General features: G+C 30.9%; 18 protein-coding genes. 5 read left to right on the top strand and 13 right to left on the bottom strand.

From position 1 onward, the window contains the following. Positions 1 to 32: 32 nt before the first annotated feature. The 4 genes from ABD766_RS02555 to ABD766_RS02570 form a co-directional block, all read right to left on the bottom strand. Positions 33 to 1,394, bottom strand: coding sequence for a pyridoxal-phosphate dependent enzyme (locus ABD766_RS02555; RefSeq protein WP_298303514.1), 1,362 nt, complete (start codon positions 1,392 to 1,394; stop codon positions 33 to 35). A 207-nt stretch (positions 1,395 to 1,601) separates the two neighbouring features. Then, positions 1,602 to 3,551, bottom strand: a complete 1,950-nt coding sequence (locus tag ABD766_RS02560) for a putative porin (protein WP_344815223.1) — start codon at positions 3,549 to 3,551, stop codon at positions 1,602 to 1,604. 124 nt (positions 3,552 to 3,675) lie between these two features. Continuing rightward, positions 3,676 to 5,319, bottom strand: a complete 1,644-nt coding sequence (locus ABD766_RS02565) for a RagB/SusD family nutrient uptake outer membrane protein (protein ID WP_344815224.1) — start codon at positions 5,317 to 5,319, stop codon at positions 3,676 to 3,678. 14 nt (positions 5,320 to 5,333) lie between these two features. Beyond that, positions 5,334 to 8,417: a SusC/RagA family TonB-linked outer membrane protein gene (locus ABD766_RS02570; RefSeq protein ID WP_344815225.1), complete on the bottom strand. Its 3,084-nt coding sequence runs from the start codon at positions 8,415 to 8,417 to the stop codon at positions 5,334 to 5,336. A 199-nt stretch (positions 8,418 to 8,616) separates the two neighbouring features. On the opposite strand from ABD766_RS02570, the gene ABD766_RS02575 reads away from it, so the two are divergent. Then, positions 8,617 to 9,216, top strand: a complete 600-nt coding sequence (locus ABD766_RS02575; RefSeq protein ID WP_344815226.1) for a ribonuclease HII — start codon at positions 8,617 to 8,619, stop codon at positions 9,214 to 9,216. Positions 9,217 to 9,260: 44 nt separating this feature from the next. Here the strand turns inward: ABD766_RS02575 and lipB are convergent, their stop codons facing one another. Beyond that, complete coding sequence (gene lipB / locus ABD766_RS02580) at positions 9,261 to 9,959, bottom strand: lipoyl(octanoyl) transferase LipB (RefSeq protein ID WP_344815227.1); 699 nt, start codon at positions 9,957 to 9,959, stop codon at positions 9,261 to 9,263. Further along, positions 9,959 to 10,783, bottom strand: coding sequence for a hypothetical protein (locus tag ABD766_RS02585; protein ID WP_344815228.1), 825 nt, complete (start codon positions 10,781 to 10,783; stop codon positions 9,959 to 9,961). Before ABD766_RS02585 ends, lipB begins: the two co-directional genes overlap by 1 nt. 226 nt (positions 10,784 to 11,009) lie before the next feature. Between ABD766_RS02585 and lysS the strand changes: the two genes are divergently transcribed. Both lysS and ABD766_RS02595 read left to right on the top strand, forming a co-directional pair. Then, complete coding sequence (lysS, locus tag ABD766_RS02590) at positions 11,010 to 12,704, top strand: lysine--tRNA ligase (protein ID WP_344815229.1); 1,695 nt, start codon at positions 11,010 to 11,012, stop codon at positions 12,702 to 12,704. 76 nt (positions 12,705 to 12,780) lie between these two features. Then, on the top strand, positions 12,781 to 13,143 hold the full coding sequence (locus ABD766_RS02595; protein ID WP_344815230.1) for a hypothetical protein: 363 nt from the start codon (positions 12,781 to 12,783) through the stop codon (positions 13,141 to 13,143). Between the two features lie 50 nt (positions 13,144 to 13,193). On the opposite strand, the gene ABD766_RS02600 is transcribed toward ABD766_RS02595, so the two are convergent. The 4 genes from ABD766_RS02600 to ABD766_RS02615 form a co-directional block, all read right to left on the bottom strand. Continuing rightward, complete coding sequence (locus tag ABD766_RS02600) at positions 13,194 to 14,153, bottom strand: transporter family protein (RefSeq protein WP_344815231.1); 960 nt, start codon at positions 14,151 to 14,153, stop codon at positions 13,194 to 13,196. 4 nt (positions 14,154 to 14,157) lie between these two features. Beyond that, positions 14,158 to 15,198 carry a cytochrome-c peroxidase gene (locus ABD766_RS02605; protein WP_344815232.1) on the bottom strand — a complete coding sequence of 347 codons (1,041 nt, stop codon included), beginning with the start codon at positions 15,196 to 15,198 and terminating at the stop codon, positions 14,158 to 14,160. A gap of 59 nt (positions 15,199 to 15,257) precedes the next feature. Further along, a complete protein-coding gene (locus ABD766_RS02610) occupies positions 15,258 to 16,043 on the bottom strand; it encodes an MbnP family protein (protein ID WP_344815233.1) in 786 nt (261 codons plus the stop codon). Between the two features lie 120 nt (positions 16,044 to 16,163). Continuing rightward, the gene (locus ABD766_RS02615) at positions 16,164 to 16,541 is read right to left on the bottom strand and encodes a hypothetical protein (protein ID WP_344815234.1); all 378 of its coding nucleotides are present in this window, start codon (positions 16,539 to 16,541) and stop codon (positions 16,164 to 16,166) included. Positions 16,542 to 16,669: 128 nt separating this feature from the next. Between ABD766_RS02615 and ABD766_RS02620 the strand changes: the two genes are divergently transcribed. Both ABD766_RS02620 and ABD766_RS02625 read left to right on the top strand, forming a co-directional pair. After that, positions 16,670 to 17,122, top strand: coding sequence for a hypothetical protein (locus ABD766_RS02620; protein ID WP_344815235.1), 453 nt, complete (start codon positions 16,670 to 16,672; stop codon positions 17,120 to 17,122). Between the two features lie 70 nt (positions 17,123 to 17,192). Further along, positions 17,193 to 17,519: a hypothetical protein gene (locus ABD766_RS02625; protein ID WP_298303541.1), complete on the top strand. Its 327-nt coding sequence runs from the start codon at positions 17,193 to 17,195 to the stop codon at positions 17,517 to 17,519. 49 nt (positions 17,520 to 17,568) lie between these two features. Here ABD766_RS02625 and hemL read toward each other — a convergent pair whose 3' ends face one another. Genes hemL through ABD766_RS02640 form a run of 3 tightly spaced genes read right to left on the bottom strand, consistent with a single transcriptional unit; the run spans position 17,569 to position 20,670 of the window. Then, positions 17,569 to 18,855, bottom strand: coding sequence for a glutamate-1-semialdehyde 2,1-aminomutase (gene hemL, locus ABD766_RS02630; protein WP_344815236.1), 1,287 nt, complete (start codon positions 18,853 to 18,855; stop codon positions 17,569 to 17,571). A gap of 23 nt (positions 18,856 to 18,878) precedes the next feature. Continuing rightward, a complete protein-coding gene (locus ABD766_RS02635; RefSeq protein WP_344815237.1) occupies positions 18,879 to 19,775 on the bottom strand; it encodes a glucosaminidase domain-containing protein in 897 nt (298 codons plus the stop codon). Next, positions 19,768 to 20,670 (bottom strand): 1-aminocyclopropane-1-carboxylate deaminase/D-cysteine desulfhydrase, encoded by a 903-nt coding sequence (locus ABD766_RS02640; protein WP_344815238.1) that lies wholly within the window; start codon positions 20,668 to 20,670, stop codon positions 19,768 to 19,770. Before ABD766_RS02640 ends, ABD766_RS02635 begins: the two co-directional genes overlap by 8 nt. Position 20,671: the final 1 nt, after the last annotated feature.

Consider the following 20,671-nt stretch of genomic DNA (forward strand, 5'->3'; position numbering starts at 1 on the left):
AAAACCTACAACTTTCATTGTAGGTTTGATTTCTATTTTATTGAACCAATGATATCATATTTTGTAATGATATGATGTTTTCCATTTCCTAAATCTACTAGAACAGCTTGATTGTCTTTTGTAAAAAGTTTGGAAACTTCTTCAATTGGTGTTCCTAATTTAACAATTGGATAAGGTTTGCCCATAACTTCTTTGATAGGTTTATCGGCAACATTTTTATCTGAAACGTAGCTTTGAAACAAATCTGATTCGTCTACTGAACCAACGAATCCATTGATATCTATCACTGGAATTTGAGAGATTTTAAATTTTCTCATTCTTTCAATAGCATGCGAAACTAATTCTTCTGTACGAACAATAATAAGAGATTTATCAATGTGATCTTTAATTACATCTTCGGCTTTTGTAATTTCTTCGTCTAAGAAACCACGTTCACGCATCCAATCGTCGTTGAACATTTTACCTACATATCTACTTCCAGAATCGTGAAACAAAACAACTACAACATCTTCTGGTTTGAAATGTTCTTTTAATTGATGTAATCCTTTTACACAAGAACCTGCTGAGTTTCCAACAAAAATTCCTTCTTCAAGAGCGATTTTTCTTGTATAAACAGCTGCATCTTTATCAGTAACCTTTGTAAACCCATCGATTAATGAGAAATCTACGTTTTTTGGAAGAATATCTTCACCAATTCCTTCTGTTATGTAGGAATAGATTTCATTTTCGTCAAATATTCCAGTTTCGTGGTATTTTTTGAAAACTGAACCATAAGTATCGATTCCCCAGATTTTGATATTTGGGTTTTTCTCTTTTAAATATTTTCCAATTCCTGAAATTGTTCCTCCTGTTCCAACACCAACTACGAAATGGGTAATTTTGCCGTCAGTTTGTTCCCAAATTTCTGGACCTGTTTGTTCGTAATGAGCTTGAGCATTTGATGGATTATCGTATTGATTTACGTACCATGAATTTGGAATTTCAGTACCTAATCTTTTAGAAACTGAATAGTAAGAACGTTCGTCTGTTGGTTCAACATCGGTTGGGCAAACTATTACTTTTGCTCCAACTGCACGAAGAATATCCATTTTTTCTTTGGATTGCTTGTCTGTGATTACAAAAATACATTTGTATCCTTTTACAATTGCTGCAAGAGCTAATCCCATTCCAGTATTTCCAGAAGTTCCTTCGATAATTGTTCCACCTGGTTTTAATCTTCCGTCGGCTTCGGCATCTTCAATCATTTTTAGAGCCATTCTATCTTTTGTAGAATTTCCTGGATTGAAAGTTTCAACTTTAGCAAGTACTAAAGCGTCAATACCTTCAACAACTTTGTTTAGTTTTACCAAAGGTGTATTACCAATAGTTCCTAATATATTTTCTGAATAATTCATTGGATTATGGATTGAGGATTATGGAATTATGATTTACGAATTATGATTTTTGAATGGCAAAGATATTGATAATAATATGGTTTTACAACACCGTGAACTTTGCAAAAATGGAAAACTGCTTAACCCTGATGGGAGAAGTTACCGTGTAACTCGGACAGCAGGAATATGGTTTGGTAAAATTCGCAATCGATTCGTTTCTAAATAAAACTATTGAAAGAAATTCCAAACTAAACCAAATCGAATCATAAAGTCATGATATGGTGTGTTGGGTGCTGAATAATATGTATTACCTGTAAAACTTGAATTAAAATGTTCTGCTTTAAGAAAAATTCTGGTTTGTCTTACCCTGGCATTTACAAAGAAATCTAACATTGGAAAATTTCCAATTTGTTTTTCATTTTGCACAAAAAACTCACCTAAAATTGGATTGTAATCGTTGGAGTAATATTTTGTAAAATAGTTTATAGTAATACCTGTTTGTAGAAACATTGCTTTTTTGAACACATTATCTGAAAAATAAATGGTACTTCGTAAAGTCACTTCAGGCACATTTAGAATCGTGTCTTTTTGAGTTACTTTTTGATATAGAAAAGTATTATCAAGAGCCCATTTTTTATATTTAAACTCTTTTGCCGCTTTTAACGAAAGATAATTAATGGTTCCAGAATATTGATGAGGCGTTACTAGTTGCTGGTTTGCTACTTGTTGTACATCTTGAAAGTACAGATAATCATTAAGTGTTGTGAATTGTGCAGTAGCATTAACCCATTGTGTATTGGCATTTACTGTTATATTATTGATTTTTTCGTTTTTAAAATTATTCAGCCAAGTATAATTGATATATGCACTTTGATTTAATATGTAATTAAAATTAGGAAGTTTACTAATATTTTGATATTGAAAAGATACTTTATTTTTATCATTTATTTGGTAATCTAAATTAGTATCAAAATTTCTGAAAGCTTGAGTTGAAATTGAATTGGAAAGCATTGCCTTCCCATTCCATTTATTTTTTCTGTATTCATATTGACCTCCAATAGAGTTAATAGTTGCTTTTAATTGGTTAGGAAAAGTTACACTTCCTACAGTTTGAACTAATTTATAAAAATACTTGTAATTAAAATTTTCTATAAAGAACTGGAACTTACCAAGTGTTTTATTCTCGTAAATTGCTCCAACCTTATTATACAATCTATCATATCTTGTATGATCATTAATTTTAGTAATTGCGTCAGAAGAAACATCACCAAAACGTTTGAATGTACCTGTACCTGTTCCAATTTCAGAGTTTAAACTTGCCTGATTGTATTCAAAAAATTTATGTTCGTAATTAAGTTGATGTGTTATAAATAAATTATTGTTTGCATCTTTTGAATTTATTCTGAAACTATGGTCTAAAAAAAGTCGTTTACCTTTTAAGAAAGACTTTGCATCAGAGAAAAAAACTTGTAAACGTGGTCTATTTCTGAAAGCCTCATCTTCGCTTTCAAAATCTGATGGAATTGTCAAACCTCCATTTTCGCCATTAAGTAAATCTTGACCTGTGAAATGGAAATTCGCAAAATACTTTTTATTTTTCGTGAAATAACTTGAAGTAAATCTAAAATTTCCTGCGCTTGTAAGTTGATTAATATATTTGCCTAAAGATCTTAATCCTTTAAAAGCAATTGAAAAATTAAATCGTTCAGAAGTATTTAAAGTTATTAAAGCATCGACATTTTGTCCTTGCTCCATTACCGTTTTAAAATAAAGTTCGGTTAATGGAGTTGCAACAGAATAATACTTAATATCATCCACTTCTAAATAATTAAAATGTTTGGCTTTGAAACCAAATTCAGGATATGCATTAAACTTATTCAATCCAAAATCTAAGGTATTGTATGTTTGTCCTTCATTAGGAAATGGCATCAAACCAAAAATATCTCTTCTTAAATAGTTATAATCATACTCTTTTTTAATTGCAAGAGTGGTATCCACAAAAGTAGTGTCTCTATCAATAGAAATGATTTTATATGAAGTAATTGGTGCTTTTCTAGCTTGCTCTTTTGCTTTTTGCTCTGCGGTTTTTACCAAACTTTTACGCTTTTCCTCTTTCCCTTTCTCTTGAGATAAAAGTAAGCATGGAATAAACAACAATAAAAAATATAATCTTCTCATAGTAAATACAAAGCAACAAAAATAGACAATAGTTTATAAAGTTATCAATAGAAAATCATAATATAAAGCAAAAAAAGAGGCTGTCTATTTTAGACAGCCTCAATTTATTGTATATTAAAAAATATTAATATCCAGGATTTTGAACTATACTTGGGTTAGCACTTAACTCAACTTGTGGTATTGGTAAAGCCCATTTAAAACTAGTTAATGGTAAATTAGCAGGGTTTGCTAATGGGAAATTCCATGAACCAGAAGCGTAATCTGCTGGACTTCTATCTATAGAAGCATTAGCTAAAGCTCCAATTCTCTTTATATCAATAAATCTAAAGCCTTCAAAACATAGTTCTATTCTTCTTTCATCCAAAACAGCTTTCCAAGCTTGTTGTGGAGTAGAATAAGTTGCCAATGTATTTCCGCCAAAAATTCTGTTATCACGTAAATTATCTATTACGGTAGCTGCACCTGTTAAATCACCAGCAGCAATTCTAGCTTCAGCTTTAATTAAATACATTTCTGACAATCTACACTGCATAAAATCTGGATTTGCAGCATTAGATGAAGAAACAGCTGTTTGACCTCCATGTTTTTGAATAGCTAAAATATCAGTATCTTTAACAACTGCATCTGTTAAATAAGTTGGACTACATAAAGACTGAGTAGTTGCATTTGGAGATGCAGGTAAAAACAAAGCAACTCTAGCTCTAACATCATTAACTACAGCATTGTTATTAAATTCCGCTGATTGATGAGCGGCTATTTGAGCAGCTGTTGGTGTACCACTTGGAAGAGAAGAAGTATAATTTGGTGCTAAAGCATTAAATAAACCTCTTGACATTTCATAAAACAAAGAACCATTTCTTCTATTAGAATTAGAATTCCATCCATTGTGTAAATTAGATCCTTGTGCATTCTGTGCAGCTAATCTTTTTAGTTTAAAAATAACCTCAGTATTTGCAGGTTCATTACCAGTGTGAAAAACATTAGCATAGTTAGTAGTATTCGCTAAAACTAAACCAGAATTATTAATAACTTCATTAGCAAATATTTCAGCATTTGGGTAATCACCTTTCAAAGCATAAGCACGAGCTTTTAAAGCGTTTGCTAAATTTTTTGAAGCATAAATTTTAGCATTAGCTCCTGTGTATAAAACAGAAGGATCTACTGTATTGAATATAGTGATTGCAGAATTTAAATCACTGTGAATTAAAGAATAAAAAGCTCCATTAGAAGTTCTTGGCAATAATTCAGTCGTTTCTATAATTCTATCAGCTAAAATACCTGCTAAAGCATTATCATCTTTAGGATTTGTAGAAAAATAAGAAAGAATTTTTATATGACATAAAGCTCTGTAAGTAAGTGCTTCTGCTTTAATTCTTTTAATTTTTTCAACTTCTACAGGATCTGTAGGTGCAAGAGTATTTGCAGCGTTAATAACTCTATTAATTCTTGCTAAAGCACGATAATTCATATTCCAGATAGAGGTAGCACCTCCATTATTTGGTAGAATATTGAAAATATAATCAGTATTTATACCTTGTCCTCCATTATTAAACCCAGGAGCAGCCTCATCCGTCATTACAGATGGAAAAACATACTCTTCTCTGTTTGTCATAATCAATAGACCATTGTTTAAAAGTCTATCCAAATCTGTACTAGTTCTTAATGCTATATCCTCATCCCTTGTACCAGGTGTGTAAGGCTCTAGCAAATCATTATCACAACTAACGAAGAGTGATAATGAACATATCAATAAAAATATTTTTTTCATAATTTAATTTTTTTTTAAAATTTAACATCCAAGCCAAAAGTTATAATTCTAGCAGTAGGGTATTGATAAACATCTTCTAATCTATCACTTTCAGCATCAAAACCTTTCCATTTAGTGATTGTAAATAAATTTTCAGCTGTAACATTAAAAGACAAATCTTTAAAGAAAGTATCTTTTAAAAATTTATTTGGCAATCTGTAACCTACTTGTAAATTTCTTAATCTGATGTAGGAAGCATCACGTAAAAAACGATCTGAATTTTCTTGTAAAGCATTACTTGCATCTAAAGCAGGAATGTCTGTGTTAGTATTTGTTGGAGTCCAAGCGTTCAATAATTCATTTGAAACATTGAACTGACCTATCTGGTTAGTTGAACTATCTAAAGCATTTAGATAATCGAAATCATAACGAACTACATCAAATACATAAGAAAACAAAGTAGAAACAAACAAACCTTTATAATCAAAATCAAAACCAAAACCTCCTTGGTATTTAGGAATAAAGTTTTTACCTACAGCTATTCTGTCTGAAGCAGTTGGAGTAGTAGTTATATTACCATTAATATCAAGATATTGCATTTCACCATTAGTAGGATTTACACCAGCATAACGATATAAGAATGGTTGATAAGTTGGTTGACCATTTCTATGCACATAAGTAATACCATTAGCAGAAGTAACAAATATTTCGCCTGTATCATTTTCAATATCATCAATATAATTTTTATTCGTTGAGCCATTACCTCTTAAAGTCAACGTCATGTTATCTGTTTTAATAACATCAACTTGCAAGTTTAGCTCAAGACCTTTATTAAATACTGTAGCTTCAGTATTTCTTAAAAGATCGTTTTCTCCAGCAGCAGCAGAAATTGGCGCTCGTAAAAACTGAGCGGTTGTTGCTCTACTATAATAGTCAACATTAGCTCTTAGTCTAGATTTGAACATTTCTAAGTCTAAACCAATATTGTATGTTTTTGTTGTTTCCCATCTCAAATCTGGATAACCTAAATTTAAACCTTGTGATGGGTTTCCATTATAAGCATTACCTGCACCAGTTAATGTAGAATATGTAGTAGCAAATTTAGGTGGATTAATACCTGTAAAAATAGTACCATCTTCAAGTCTTTGGTTACCAATTGTTCCTAAAGATCCTCTTAGTTTTAATACATTCAACTTACTGAAATCTTTCAAGAATTCATCTAAATTGACTCTTCCACCAATTGAAAAGAAATTTCCAGCTTGACGCTCTCTAATAAATCTTGAAGACCAATCTCTTCTTGCCGAAATAGCAAGACCGAACTTACTGTCAAAATCGTAATCTAAAGATCCGAAATAAGAAATTAAATCATTTCTCAATCTAGTTGCCACAACGTTTGTAGGAACATATAAATCATTTGCAGCAGTATCATTGATAAAACCTACACCAGAGTTAAATTCCCAAACTATTGGATCTAAACCATTTCTTCTCTGTTGGTCTGAAGCCAATTGAGCAAAATTATATTCACCGTTGATACTAGCATTGAATGAGTGTTTTTTAATTTTCTTATCAAAACGAGCGTATAACAAATTTGAGAAGTTAAACTCTCTTCTATTTGCAATATCATCAAAACCATTAAAATTACCACCCGCAAGTGACGACACACCTGGTGTACCTGAGAAAAATAATGAATTCCAGTTGTTAGGAAATTGAGCCGTCAATGTTCTTGTATTAATAAGTAAACCACCATTTCTTATACCAACAACAATATTCTTAGCTAATTTATAATTCAAATCAGAACCCACATCAACTCTTGTTTCTTCAATGTAATTTCTAAATGTTGCAGCATTATCTAATAATAAGATAGGTGTTGACAAGAAACCAGGTGTATTATTATAATACTCCCAAGCAGAATCTGAACCTGTATAAATATCTGGAGATATGTATGGAGCACCTAAAAATGCACCAGTAACAAAGTTTCTATTAATAGCTCCACCACCTAAGTTAGTTGGCTCGTTATTTTTAGTAAAACCAACAGCAGTATTTAAAAGGAATTTAACTTTATCATTTGCAGATTTTCCATTTAAATTATTTCTAACTGTAAATCTTTTCAAATCTGAGTTAGGCAATAATCCATCCTGATCGGTAAAACTTACAGAGGTAAAAGTACCAATGTTTTTATTAGTATTTTCAATACTCAAGTTATGACTGATAGTATTTGAAGGAGAAAAGAAAACTTTAGTCCAATCAGTATTAATGCTGTAAGCTGCAATTTCTGCAGGAGTTAAAGTTGAACCCAATCCAACACCTTTGATAGATTCTAAAGTTAACAACTCTCTAGCGTTTGCATAGGTAAATCCTGGCTTTTGCAATTCAGACACACCATATTGTGTACTATATCTAAAAGTAGTTTTAGCATCACCAAAATTTCCTTTTTTAGTTTTAATTACAATAACCCCATTAGAACCTCTTGATCCATACTCAGCAATTGCCGCAGCATCTTTCAATACCTCAGCAGATGCAATATCATTAGGATTCAAATTTCTAAACGCATCATTGTATGAAGGAAAACCATCAATTACATAAAGTGGATCTGAACTACCAGTTACAGTACCTAATCCTCTAATTAAAACTGTTGGCGCAGAACCAGGTTGCCCAGAACCAGATGTAATGTTAACACCTGCAAGTTGTCCTTGCAAAGTACTAATTGCATTAACATTTGGTCTGTTTTCAATAGTTTTTGCATTAACAATTGAAGACGCAACAACAGCAGTTTTTTTGGTAACCGTACGATACCCTTGCGTTATTACAACTTCATCAAGTACTTTAGCAGTTTCTTTCAAGGATACACTATAGCTGTTAGCAGCACCTACTGTAACAGACTTGTTGTCATAACCTAGAAATGAAAACACTAAAACATCACCAGCTTTTGCTTTTATGGAGAATTTACCATCCATATCAGCTGAGGCACCTTTTGTTGTTGTTTTATTAACAACATTAGCACCTGGTAGTGGTCCTTTTGAATCAGACACCACACCTGTTACAGTTTTCTCTTGTGCAAACGAAAACTGCATTGATAACGCTACTAAAAGCGTAAAAATCCATTTGAACTTCGATCTCATATTAAATTTATTTGAGTTAGTTATTCCGCAAACTTCTTAATAATTTCTTAAATAAACAAATAATACTTCGGAATATTACAATTTATTTTTGTTAAATTTTTTAAGCGGTTTACTAACATTGTGGTTGCAACACATTATTATGATGCAGAATTATGTAAAAGGTTGCGTTAAAATTTATATTTTTATCAAAATTAATTTTATGTTAAGTTTAAGATATTCTGAATTACTTAATGAGTGCGGAACTGACGAAGCCGGAAGAGGTTGTTTAGCAGGACCCGTAACTGCCGCTGCAATTATACTTCCTGAAGACTTTCAATTAGATTTATTAAACGACTCAAAGCAATTGTCTGAAAAGATTAGAGAAAGATTAAAACCAATTATTGAAGAAAAAGCTATTTCTTATGCTGTTACTCATTTAGAACCAATAATCATTGACGAAATAAACATCTTAAACGCTTCTATAAAAGCCATGCAAGAATGTGTTATTAAGTTAAATCCTATACCTAATTATATAATAGTGGATGGAAATAGATTTAAACCTATCAACAATATCCCATACAGCACTATAGTAAAAGGTGATTCTAAATACATGAGTATCGCAGCTGCATCGGTTTTGGCAAAAACTTACAGAGATGAATATATGGATAAAATACACGAAGAATTTCCAATGTATAATTGGAAACAAAATAAAGGTTATCCGACTAAAGAACATAGAGAAGCCATTAGAAAATATGGAACAACTAAATATCACCGAATGAGCTTTAAATTGTTACCAGAACAACTTTCTTTTGATTTTTGAAGATGGTTGGAAGTTGGGTGATGGATGCTGGGTGTTGGGTGATGTTATATGAACTCTGCTTCAAAAAGTTGTTGGAAATGTTTTTGAATTTTTTCTTTTACTTCTTCTTCATTAACACTTTCTACACCAAGTTCAACTTGTAATGATGTAACAGCTTTTCCTTTTATACCACATGGAATGATATTGTCGAAATATCCTAAATTGGCATTTACATTTAGGGCAAAACCATGCATGGTTACCCAACGACTTGCTCGAACACCCATAGCACAAATTTTTCTAGCAAATGGTGTTCCAACATCTAGCCATACACCTGTTTCACCTTCGCTTCTTGTACTGGTAATATTGTATTCAGCTAAAGTTAAAATAATTACTTCTTCGAGAAATCGTAAATACTTATGAATATCTGTAAAGAAATTTTCCAAATCTAAAATTGGATATCCTACTATCTGACCTGGTCCATGATAGGTAATATCTCCACCTCTATTTATTTTGTAAAAAGTAGCGCCTTTATCTTGAAGTTGTTTTTCAGATAAAAGCAAATTAGATATATCTCCGCTTTTACCTAATGTATATACATGAGGATGTTCTACAAACAAAAAATAATTTGGCGTTTCAACCAAAGTATTTTCTTTTCTGTTTTGAATTTTTATATCAACAATGCCTTTAAAAAGTTCTTCTTGATAATCCCAAGTTTCTTTGTAATCTTTTTTACCTAAATCTTGAAGCTTTATTTTTTTATTCATTATTCAAAAGTCACTTCAAAATTAAGTTTGTCAGGATTTTCCATATAATCTTTCAAAGGATATTCTATGGTAATTGTTTTTCTATCTTCGCTGTAAAGTGCATTTTCTGTAGAAATCTTTTTTACAGCTTTTGGAAATTGATATACTACTTTGAAATTAGATTGGTCGTAAAACATATCTAAAGATTCTTTCATTTTATTAGCAACATCATCCTCTGAACCTTCTTCTACATCTTCAGTAAACTCTTTTTTCTTTTCAATTTTAGCTACAGTCTTTTTAAATGTTTTACCATCATAAAAGAAACTTGTAGAAGAATTGTCTTCTAAAGCATCTGGAGCCATTCCCATTCCACCAGATTTTTGACCTGTAGGAGAAATTGATTTCATTGATTCAACTGGAGACATTACATCTTGAAGTTCAGAAATTGAATTGAAATCTGTAAACATACTGTAATTCATTATTCCTTTTTCCTCATCAATAATCGTTCTCACACTAAAGCGTTCCATTTTTTTAATTTTAGCTTGTTCTTCTGGAGACAATTTGGCAATACTATCTTGTTTACTTGCAAACATTTCTTTGAAAGTAAAAGTACTATCAATTACTTTTTTGTTTTTTCTACTTACTGTTTCTTTTTTATTCTTTTTAGTATCTTCTTTATCATCACCTTTAAATGCGCTACCCATCATAGACATCATTTTGGTACCGTCTATGTCATAAGCGAATTTACCCGAACCATTATCATTAATAATCATTTTTTCTGTTATGGTACAACTTGTTAAACTTAACGTAAGAAGCAATGCGAAAAGGAGTTTAATATATCTCATTTTTTTGTCTATTCTATTTTACAAATATATAAAAAGTTTGCAATTTAGACCTGACAGAAATAGTATACTTTTTTCTAGCTGTTCGAGAAAAAAGATAAAAAGTACAGCTGGAAAAAGAGTTGTTAATAAAGCCCAAACCATTCCTTAGTTATAAAAATAAAATTGAAAATTGTTGTTTTGAAACTTTCTAACTAATACCTATCTTTGCACGCTTAAATACAATTATATGCAACTTTCAGAACAAGAAATCATTAGACGAGAAAAACTTGATGCTTTACGCACTCTTGGAATTAACCCTTATCCTGCGGATTTATATCCAGTAAACGCTACTTCTAAACAGGTGAAGGAAAATTTTGAAGAAGGTAAGAAGGTTAATGTTGCTGGACGATTGATGAGTGTTCGAGATCAAGGAAAAGCTTGTTTTGCCGAATTACAAGATAGCGATGGCAGAATTCAATTGTATTTTAATAGAGATGTAATTTGTGAAGGAGAAGACAAAACGCTTTACAATCAGGTTTTTAAAAAATTGACCGATTTAGGTGATTTCATTGGTGTTGAAGGAGAATTATTCATGACTAAAGTTGGTGCTCAATGTATAAGAGTTGATAATTTTACATTCTTGAGTAAAACTTTACGTCCGTTGCCTTTGCCAAAAGTTGATGAAGATGGAAAAGTACACGATGCCTTTAATGATGCTGAATTGCGTTACAGAATGCGTTATGTTGACTTGGTTGTAAACCCAAATGTGAAAGAAGTTTTTGTAAAAAGAACGAAACTTTTTACAGCGATGCGAAATTTCTTTAACACTGCTGGATACATGGAAGTGGAAACTCCAATTTTACAAGCAATTCCTGGTGGTGCTGCGGCAAGACCTTTTATTTCACATCATAATGCTTTGGATATTCCATTATATTTGAGAATTGCTAACGAATTATATCTTAAAAGATTGATTGTTGGTGGTTTTGATGGTGTATATGAATTCTCGAAAAACTTCAGAAATGAGGGAATGGATAGAACGCACAATCCTGAATTTACTGCAATGGAAATTTATGTAGCTTACAAAGACTACAACTGGATGATGGAGTTTACAGAAAATTTATTAGAATATTGTGCAAATGAGGTAAATGGAACAACTGATGCAACTTTTGGCGAGCATAAAGTAAGTTTCAAAGCACCTTATGCTAGAGTTACTATGACCGAAGCCATTAAAAACTTTACAGGTTTTGATATTTCTGGTAAAACGGAAGTAGAACTTTTTGAAGCTGCAAAATCAATGGGAATTGAGGTTGATGCAACAATGGGTAAAGGAAAATTAATTGATGAGATTTTTGGAGCTAAATGTGAAGGAAATTTTATTCAACCAACGTTTATTACTGATTATCCAAAAGAAATGTCACCATTGTGTAAATCACACAGAGATAATCCTGAATTAACAGAACGCTTCGAGTTGATGGTTTGTGGAAAAGAAATAGCAAATGCATATTCAGAATTGAATGATCCTATTGACCAACGTGAACGTTTTGAAGCACAAATGGCTTTAAGTGAAAAAGGTGATGATGAAGCTAACGGAATTATAGATGAAGACTTTTTAAGAGCATTAGAATATGGAATGCCACCAACTTCTGGATTAGGAATTGGAATGGATCGATTGATTATGTTTTTAACCAATAACCCTTCTATTCAAGAAGTGCTTTTCTTTCCTCAAATGCGACCAGAAAAGAAACAAGTTGAATTGACGGAAGATGAGAAATTCATTATTGAACTATTAAAACTTGAAAACAATCAATCATTAGCTCAACTAAAAGAGAAATCTGCATTAAGTGGAAAAAAATGGGATGCTGCCATGAAGGGATTATCAAAACACGGTTTAACAAAAGTTATTGTGGATGGTGAAAACAAAACAGTTGAATTGAAATCATAATTTTTTTTATCATTTGTATTGATTTTTAAAAAAAATTATTAAATTCGCTTTTCAACAAATTAATTTAAAGAAGATTATGAAAAGAATTATCGCAATATTCACATTGTTTTTAGCATTTAGTTTTAATGCAAATGCTCAAGAAGCAAAAACATTTTCAACTCCGAACACAAATGAAAAAAGTGTAAAAGAAATTATTATTGAGGATATTAATTTGATGTCAAAATCAGTAAAAATGGAAGAGGGTTTAAAAATGGATTTAGTAAATCTATTACAAATGAGAAAAGATGATGTAAATAATTCTAAAACTCAAGAAGAAAAACAAGCAGTTTTTGAAAGATATACTTCAAAATTATTGAGTGCTTTCAATGAAGAACAAATTGAAGCTCTAAAGAAAGATAAAGAATTATTCAACAGATTAACTCAGTTTTCTAGCAAATAATATTAGAATAAAATAAAAAATAGGCGATTCGTTTGAATCGCCTATTTTTTTTATAAACTATAGTTGATATTTACACTCCAACGATGATTGGCAAAAACATTACCTCCTGTAAGGTTTTGGTTTATAGGAAGCATAATATTTGCTCCAAATGAAAATTTCTTTTTACCCATTTCAAATCCAAATTTACCCATAAAAATATCACCAGAAGTATTTCTAACTTTTTGATTATGTTGATAATTATTTTCAAAAACTTCACCAGCTATTCCCAATTGTGGAACAACTGAAACCTTTGAAGTTTCATATACCCAAAACAATGTTGAAGCATAATTAAACTGATTTCCGAAACGATAATTTTTTTGATTCTCCGTTTTTATCACATAGTTCAACATTGAATTCAATCCGAATTTTTTTCTTTTTATAACATACTCTGTAGCTATAAGATAATCCCATGCCCCAGTTCCAACTTGATAACTAGGATTAACACTTCCGTTATTAGTCTCGTCAAATTTTCCAACTGGAATTTTCAATCCACCACCAATTTGAAGTTTATGAATAAAAACTGTGCTATCTTCATGTGTTTGATATAAATCATACATTCCTAAAAGAGTAACATCTCCCAATCCAGAAATTTCATCACTTCCTAAAGCAGTTTCTCTATTGTGAAAGTGATAAGGAATTAAAGCAGAAATTTGTACTTTTTTAACCATTGGAATTCTTGCCCAAACTTGAATTGTATTGAAATTCTCATCATACCAAGGCGAGTTACTATATAAACCATTAGTACTTTTATAACTTTGGTTGAAATATCTAATTCCAACAAAATTGGAATTTAACATAGAAGAAAAACCCATACTACCTCCACTTGCCGAGCAACCACATGCGTCACAATCGTCATCAACTTTAATAAAACTGCTAAATTTAGAATAGTTATAACTTATTGTTATAGTATCTTTAGTAATCGCAAAACTAAATTGAATAGATAAAACTAAAAGTAAAATATGTTTTTTCATAATATTAGTATTCTGCAAATTTAGGATTCGTTAAAAACTCATTATCCGTCAATGTCTTTAAGAAAGCTATAAGTTTAGTTTTCTCACTTGAAGATAAAGAAATTCCCAAAACACCTGAATTATTTAAACTAGCATCTAAAGTTGTTGAATCAACAACACCTGAAGAATAATGATCTAAAACGGCTTCTAGTGTAAAAAATCTTCCGTCGTGCATATAAGGAGCTGTTTTTTCAATATTCCTTAAACTTGGAACTTTAAATTTATGTATGTCCTGCGGAAGTTCTGTAACTCTATATCTACCCACATCATTAATAGAGGGATTTACTGGCAAACCATTATTTCTAAATGAATTGTCAGTAAAAATATCTGTAGCATGACAAGAAGCACATTTTTGATTAAAAATAGCATATCCATCCAATTCATTTGCTGTTAAATTTCCTCCTTGTTCATTTCTTCTATATTTATCAAATCTAGAATTGGAAGAAACTAACAGAATTTGAAATTGAGCTAATGCTTTCAACATATTTTCAGAATTAATCTCACCATTTGAAAAAGCTTGCTTGTATAATTTTTTATAAGTTGCATCATTTTTCATCATGTTGATTGCATTCTCAAAATTTCCATGCATTTCAATTTCGCTTGTGAGAGGGATTATAGGTTGCAAATCTAAATGTGTCGTCGCTCCATCCCACATAAAAGTAGTTTGAAAAACCATATTTTGAATTGGTGGAGCATTTCTTGTTCCTATAGCATTACCTACTCCATGGCTAAAAGTATGACCGTGATGTGTAAAAGCATCTTCTTGAATATGACAAAAACCACAAGAAACAATCCCATCTGAGGCTAATCTTCCGTCATAAAATAGTTTTTTTCCCAATTCAAATCCTTTTTCTGTTAAAGGATTATTAGCAAAATTATAATTAGCGGCAGGAAAATTACTTGGTATTTGAAAATCTATAGGTATATTTTGATATTCATCAGAATCGTCAGAAGAGCAACTCCAAAGAATAGGAAAAATGAGCAACAATAAAATTTTTGTTTTCATTTTAATAAGGTTTTAAAAAAAGCTGTTAACTGTATCATGTTAACAGCTTTTATAATTATTTAGTCGTTGTGAACATGATGAACTTCAAACATATTAGCCAAATTAGCTGTAGCTAAAGCTAATTTTGAACCTCCCATAATTGTAGCACCATCAGATAAATTTATCTTATTAGTTCCATCTAATAAATGTTTTAAATCTGCCATAATATGCACTTGAGGAGTTATATTTGTTCTAACCAATGCATTATCAGGGAAGTTCATTGAAATTGTAGCGTAATTGTAATCTGTACCTGTTTGACCTGTGTGAAGTTTAAAATTAGTATCAGTAGTTACTGTAGAAGAAGTGAAAGTTCCTTCAAAAGCAACAAATTTATAACCAGCACTCCAAGACCACATCATACCTGCATTTTGAGCAGTAGTTAGGAAATTACCTTGACCAGTCGCTCCTAAATCAAATTGAGTCTTATCTACGCCAATTCCGTAAGAAATGCTCTTATAATTTCCTGCAGGAATATTAGGAATTGTTAATAAAGTAGAGGCTGGAGTTAATTCATCAATGATAAAATAACTTTCTGCTTTTGGCACCGTATAGGTTGTACCATCAACTTTTGTTAATACAATATTACTTACTATATATTTGACTTTATTTGCTTTAATAACTTCACCATTTGAGTTTGTGTAGGCTGTATTTGCTGCAAAATCTGCGGAACCATAAACATTGTCAAACTCTAACTTCAAGCTTCCTTGACCAGTTACAGTATCATTGTTATCATCATCGTTTGAACATGAAGTGAATGCTAAAGCAATAGCCATAACAGCTACAATATTTTTTATTTGAAATTTCATTTTGTTTTTTTATTAATTAAAATTTATAGAATAATTGGTCTTGAAAAGAGTTCTCTTCAAAACAATTTGGACATAGAAATCCTGTCAATTCAATGATTCTGAACTGACACACGATAAAATTTAAGTAATTATTATAGGCGGATGAAAAACAGAGCAACTTACCGTGTGAAAGTATAAGTTGGCATAGTTGTCTCCAACAGAAGTTTTATTATAAAAATAAATTTGTCTAAAATTAATTTCGGAAAGTTCGTTGCAATAAAGCAATTCAATTTCGTGTTTAGAATTGTCTTTTTTATCTGAATTAATTGGTTTTTCGTCTTCAGATGCTTTAGCCAATTCTTTCATTAAATGACATTTACCATTACATTTTAGTTCTGGCTTAGCTTTGTTTTCACAAAGAACTTTTGAGATATAATCATAATTAATAACATAATCTATAACCGGAAGAATCGGTTTTAGAAATATTGCTAGAATTACTATGATTATAATTTTTTTCACTTTGCAAATATACAACCATGATTATAGATTTATAAAGGCTAACAATATTTTTTTACTAAATATTTGTTAATGAATAAACCTTTTGAAAGTAGTATAGTCTTATAGCTATAACAATCAAAAAACACATCATGAAAAAAGTATTTTTATTAGTATTATTAGTTGTAGGATTTACAACATTTGCCCAAGGAAAAAGAGGAGAAAGAAAAGAGCAATTATCAACTGAAGAACGAGTTGAATTGCAAGTAAAAAAATTAACTACTGATTTATCTTTAAACGAGAAACAAGCACAAGAAGTAAAGGCTTTAATGGCTAAACAAGCTGAAAAAAGAGAAGCAAAAAGAGCCGAAATGAAAGCTTTAAAAGAAGAACGTGCTCAACAAGCAAGACCTTCAAAAGAAGAAATGGCTGCAAGAAAAGCTGAAATGCAAAAAGAACAAGAAGCGCTAAAAGCCGAAATGAAAAAAATCCTTACTGCTGAACAGTATACAAAATGGGACCAAAAACGTGAAGATCGCAAAGAAAAAGTGATTGAAAAAATGAAAGCTAAAAAGAAAAGAGGTCAAAAAACTGAAGAGAATTAAAATAAATTTTGTGATTTCATTTAAATGAATTATTTTTGAATATAATTGATATCAAATAATTTAAAAAAACATGAAAAAAATATTTTTTATTTTCGCTTTAGTTTGTGCTTTTACTCTAAGCGCTAATGCTCAAGAAAAAAGACTAACTTCGCAAGAAGCTGCAAAGAAAGATGCTGTTGAGCTTGCTGAATTAGTAGGTTTAAAAGATAATCAAATTGAAGATTTTTATAGATTGTTTGAAAGAAAATATATAATTCTTGAAGATAGAAGTTTATCTGCAGAAGGAAAAGCAGAACTTGAAAAAGTGATGGATGCTAAAATTAGAGCAACATTAAGTGAAAAACAAATGTCTATTCTTGAATCTAACAAAGCAATGTTTGAAAGATTAAAAAGATAATTTTAATATTACCTATAAAAAAAGCTTCACAAATTGTGAAGCTTTTTTATTACAACTCTTTTGATACTCTATCAATTGCATCTATAGTATAATCTAAATCTTTATAAGTTAAAGCGTCTGTTATAAACCAAGTTTCATAAGCAGATGGTGCTATATAAACACCTTGATTTAACAGACCATGAAAGAATTTCTTAAAGGTTTCGTTATCTCCATTTTTAGCAGTTTTGAAATCAACTACGGCACCTTTATCAAAATGAACTGAAATCATCGAACCAACTCTATTTACAGTAAATTTTACATTATTATTTGAGAGTACTTTTCTGATTCCGTTTTCTAAATAGGCTGTTTTTTCATCTAATCTTTTGAAAATTTCAGTATCTTGATTTAAAGCTTCCAACATTGCTAAACCGGCAGCCATTGCTAAAGGATTTCCTGATAAAGTTCCTGCTTGATAAACTGGACCAATTGGTGCTAAATAATTCATTATTTCATTTTTTGCAGCAAAGGCTCCAACAGGTAATCCACCACCAATAACTTTTCCAAAACAAACTATGTCAGCTTGAATATTATAAAGCTCTTGAGCACCACCTTTAGCTAATCGAAATCCAGTCATTACTTCATCAAATATCAGCAATGTATTATTATCTGAACATACTTGTCTTAAATCTTCTAGAAATCCTTTAATTGGAGGAATACACCCCATATTACCAGCAACTGGTTCTATGATAATAGCTGCAATTTCATTTTTATTTGCTTCAAATAATGCTTTTACGTTTTCAATATCGTTATAATTAGCTAATAAAGTGTCTTTGGCTGTGCCTTGTGTTACACCAGGTGAGTTTGGAGTTCCAAAAGTACTAAGACCACTTCCAGCTTGAATCAAAAAAGAATCAGAATGACCATGGTAACATCCTGCAAATTTTATTATTTTATCTCTTCCTGTAAATCCGCGAGCCAATCTGATAGCGCTCATACAAGCTTCCGTTCCAGAATTCACAAAACGAATTTTATCAATATTTGGAACCATTGAAACTGCTAATTCAGCTATTTTAGTTTCTAGTTCTGTTGGCATTCCAAAAGAGGTTCCTAACTTAGCTCTTTCTGTTATTGCATCAATCACTGGTTGAAAAGCATGACCCAAAATCATCGGACCCCAAGAATTAATATAATCAATTAATTGGTTTCCGTCTTCATCATATAAATAAGCACCTTTGGCACTTTTTACAAAAATAGGTGTTCCACCAACACCTTTAAAAGCCCTTACAGGCGAATTTACACCTCCAGGAATCACTTTTTCTGCATCAGCAAATAACTGACTGCTTCTTTTATATAGCATTATTTTTATTTTATTTTAGTAAACTATTTTACAATCAACTTTTGACCAATAGAAATTCCTGTATCAGAAATATTATTTTTCTTTTTCAAATCCTCTACAGAAATATTATATCGTTTTGATATTGAATACAATGTATCGCCTTTTATTACTTGGTGTAAATCAATATTTGTTGAAACAATGTCTTTAGATTTATCAATTGAAGCGACATTATTTGGAACATAATTTATTCCCAACACCTCAGCATCATATTTTTGCAATTGATACCTTTCTATCAATCCAATCAATTTTGTTGGATAATTTGGATCGGTTGCGTAACCAGCATTTTTCAAACCTTTACTCCAGCCAACATAATCGTTTTTATCAAGTTTAAATAAATTAGAATAACGCTCTCTCGTAACCAAAAACAAGGAATGGTCTCGATATGATTCATGCGGATTATTGTATTTTCTGAAACATTCTTGCGCTTCATCATCATCATATTTTACACTTGGTCCTGTCCATTCTTTGTGACATTTAATTCCGAAATGATTATTGGCTTGAGCACTCAATGGTCCTGTACCAGCTCCTGATTCTAAAATTCCTTGACCTAATGTAATACTTGCAGGAATTCCGTACTCTTTCATGTCTTTTTTGGCAATTTCTTTATATTTTTCAATATATTCTAAAACCAATGCTGTGGTAACTTTAACACGAGTTGTTGCTTCCAAAATTTGAGTTGATTCCTCATTTTTAGCAGTTGCATTTGTGCTATTTTCAGAATTTGGTTTAACAGGATTACTAGGTTTTTCAACTGGTTTTCTAACTGTTCTAACCACTGGTTTAGATGGTGATGAACTTTTAGATGTTCTCACAACTGGCTTACTAGAACCGCAAGCGATGAAAAAACCAATACAACATAATAAAATTATTTTCTTAATCATTGAAATTAATAGTTTGCAAGTTTTTATTACTCAATTTTAAATTCATTCCTTGTACACCTTGAATTCCACCTGTGTGAATTAGTAGAATTTTTGAATCTTCAGGAAAATAATTTTTAGTTATTAAATCTATAACGCCAAAAAACATTTTTCCAGTATAAATTGGATCTAATGGGATGGAATATTTTTTGTAAAAATCATTAATAAATTCAATCAAATCATCTGAAACCTTTCCGTATCCACCAAAATGATAATCAGAAATTATGTCCCAATTTTCCTTTTTTGCAAATTTACGAATATCTTTTTTTATAAAATCACCTTTCAATGATGGAAATCCTAAAACTTTATGATTGGAAGTCGAACTATTAATAATTCCAGATATTGTTCCTCCAGTCCCAATAGCACAACAAATGTAATCAAACCTTTCATCTTCATTTGACAAGATTTCCTCACAACCTTTTACAGCAAAATCGTTAGTTCCTCCTTCTGGAATTAAATAGAAATCATCAAAATCATTTTTAAGATTACATAAAAAATCTTCTGTGCTTTTCAATCTGTATTGTTCTCTTGAAACAAACACAAATTCCATACCGTTATCTTGACAAAATTTTAAAGTAGGATTTTGAGAAATTTTAGAACTTAATTCATCTCCGCGAATAACTCCAATTGTTTTAAATCCATTCTCTTTTCCTGCAAATGCAACTGCCGCAATATGATTTGAATAAGCACCTCCAAAAGTGAGTAAAGTTCTATGATTTTGTTGTTTTGCTTCTAACAAATTGTACTTTAGTTTTCTGAATTTATTTCCAGAAACAAAAGGATGAATCAAATCTTCACGTCTTATGTAAAGCTTGACTGTTGTATTTGGCAATACTATTTCTTGTGTAAGAACTCGCAAG

The organism is Flavobacterium cheonanense, from assembly GCF_039539185.1.
GTDB classification, from domain to species: domain Bacteria; phylum Bacteroidota; class Bacteroidia; order Flavobacteriales; family Flavobacteriaceae; genus Flavobacterium; species Flavobacterium cheonanense.

Coding starts and splice junctions, on each gene's coding strand:
- ABD766_RS02610 (WP_344815233.1), bottom strand. CDS start 16,043: ATGAAATTTCAAATAAAAAATATTGTAGCTGTTATGGCTATTGCTTTA.
- ABD766_RS02605 (WP_344815232.1), bottom strand. CDS start 15,198: ATGAAAACAAAAATTTTATTGTTGCTCATTTTTCCTATTCTTTGGAGT.
- ABD766_RS02635 (WP_344815237.1), bottom strand. CDS start 19,775: ATGATTAAGAAAATAATTTTATTATGTTGTATTGGTTTTTTCATCGCT.
- ABD766_RS02600 (WP_344815231.1), bottom strand. CDS start 14,153: ATGAAAAAACATATTTTACTTTTAGTTTTATCTATTCAATTTAGTTTT.
- ABD766_RS02595 (WP_344815230.1), top strand. CDS start 12,781: ATGAAAAGAATTATCGCAATATTCACATTGTTTTTAGCATTTAGTTTT.
- ABD766_RS02570 (WP_344815225.1), bottom strand. CDS start 8,417: ATGAGATCGAAGTTCAAATGGATTTTTACGCTTTTAGTAGCGTTATCA.
- lysS (WP_344815229.1), top strand. CDS start 11,010: ATGCAACTTTCAGAACAAGAAATCATTAGACGAGAAAAACTTGATGCT.
- ABD766_RS02565 (WP_344815224.1), bottom strand. CDS start 5,319: ATGAAAAAAATATTTTTATTGATATGTTCATTATCACTCTTCGTTAGT.
- ABD766_RS02620 (WP_344815235.1), top strand. CDS start 16,670: ATGAAAAAAGTATTTTTATTAGTATTATTAGTTGTAGGATTTACAACA.
- ABD766_RS02625 (WP_298303541.1), top strand. CDS start 17,193: ATGAAAAAAATATTTTTTATTTTCGCTTTAGTTTGTGCTTTTACTCTA.
- ABD766_RS02575 (WP_344815226.1), top strand. CDS start 8,617: ATGTTAAGTTTAAGATATTCTGAATTACTTAATGAGTGCGGAACTGAC.
- ABD766_RS02560 (WP_344815223.1), bottom strand. CDS start 3,551: ATGAGAAGATTATATTTTTTATTGTTGTTTATTCCATGCTTACTTTTA.
- ABD766_RS02585 (WP_344815228.1), bottom strand. CDS start 10,783: ATGAGATATATTAAACTCCTTTTCGCATTGCTTCTTACGTTAAGTTTA.
- lipB (WP_344815227.1), bottom strand. CDS start 9,959: ATGAATAAAAAAATAAAGCTTCAAGATTTAGGTAAAAAAGATTACAAA.
- ABD766_RS02555 (WP_298303514.1), bottom strand. CDS start 1,394: ATGAATTATTCAGAAAATATATTAGGAACTATTGGTAATACACCTTTG.
- hemL (WP_344815236.1), bottom strand. CDS start 18,855: ATGCTATATAAAAGAAGCAGTCAGTTATTTGCTGATGCAGAAAAAGTG.